The organism is Streptomyces sp. NPDC059371 (assembly GCF_042751995.1).
Lineage (GTDB): Bacteria > Actinomycetota > Actinomycetes > Streptomycetales > Streptomycetaceae > Streptomyces.
The window spans coordinates 120,470-121,888 of record NZ_JBHYXD010000011.1; the positions used below are offsets into that span (position 1 = coordinate 120,470).

1 protein-coding gene is annotated in these 1,419 nt (G+C 76.3%); it reads left to right on the top strand.

Annotated features, from left to right (window positions below; all coding sequences use genetic code 11):
- The first annotated feature begins 257 nt into the window (after positions 1-257).
- On the top strand, positions 258-1,373 hold the full coding sequence (locus tag ACFXGX_RS09620; RefSeq protein ID WP_384787199.1) for a PLP-dependent aminotransferase family protein: 1,116 nt from the start codon (positions 258-260) through the stop codon (positions 1,371-1,373).
- Positions 1,374-1,419: the final 46 nt, after the last annotated feature.

The window sequence follows — 1,419 nt, forward strand, 5'->3', positions numbered from 1 at the left end:
CCGAACCACCCACCCCCCCCCCCTCACATCCAACCCCCGGCCCATATCCGGGGCCCGTCGCCCCCCGGGCGCCCTCCCGCCGCCCCCGCCGGCCGCCCCCCCCACGGCCGCCGGACGCGGCGTCGGGGACGCGGTCGAGCACGGCGTGGGCGCCGGGACCGGTGTCCACGCGGTCGGCCGGAAGGTCCGTCGTATCCGGGAAGGCGTCATGGGAACGACGCTAGGTTCCGGCCGGACCGCCGGTAAGCTCCAATTCCATGCCTCCGCAGTGGACCGGTTCGTCACCCGAGCTGCTGCTGTCCGTCGACCGCGACAGCGGCGAGCACCTGCGCGCCCAGCTCGAGCGGCAGTTGCGCCACGCGATCCGCACGGGCCGCCTCGGCTCCGGGGAACGGCTTCCCTCCTCCCGCGGACTCGCCCGCGAACTCGGTCTGTCGCGCGGCCTCGTCCAGGACTGCTACGCCCAACTCCAGGCGGAGGGCTACCTGGTGACCCGGGTCGGCTCCGCCACCCGGGTCGCCGCGGGAGCGCACGCGCCGCCCGCCCCCGCTTCCCGGGACCGGGCCGCCCCGCGTCTGATCGCCGACTTCCGGCACGGCGTACCGGACTTGGGGGGTTTCCCGCTCGCCGACTGGCTCTGGGCGACCCGCGAGGCGGCCCGCGCGATGCCGACGTCGGGTCTCGACTACGGCGATCCGCGCGGGAGTTCGGTGCTCCGCGAGGTCGTGGCCGGATATCTGCGTCGGGTGCGCGCGGCCGCGGCCGACCCCGAGCGGATCGTCGTCTGCTCCGGCTACGCGCAGGGACTCGGACTGACCCTGCGCAGCCTGGCGCTCGCCGGGGTGCGGGTGGTGGCGTACGAGGATCCGGGCGGCCCCGCCACCGCGTCGGCCGCCGCCGGTGTCGCGGGTCTGAAGGCCGTGCCCGTACCGGTCGACGAGGACGGGGTCGACGTGCGCGCGCTCGACGCGACCGGGGCCCGTGCCGTCATCGTCACCCCGGCCCACCAGTGGCCCACCGGGGTCGTCCTCGCCCCCGAACGCCGGATCGCCCTGATCGAGTGGGCCATGCGCAGGGACGCGTACATCATCGAGGACGACTACGACGCCGAGTTCCGCTACGACCGGGAGCCGGTGGGCGCGCTCCAGGGCCTGGCGGCGGACCGGGTCGTCTCGATCGGCACCGTCAGCAAGTCGCTCGCCCCGGCGCTGCGCATCGGCTGGATTCTCTGCCCGCCCGCGCTCGCCGCCTCGCTGACGGAGGCCAAGCGCCTGAGCGACCGAGGCTCCCCGACCCTCGATCAGCTCGCCCCGGGCCCGGAGTTGGGGTCGGGGGGGCCCGACCCCCCAAAGCGCCGGGTTGGCACGGGGTAAGCGGGCCGGCGGAGATCCCGGGTGGGCGCGGGGGGGCCCCACCGCG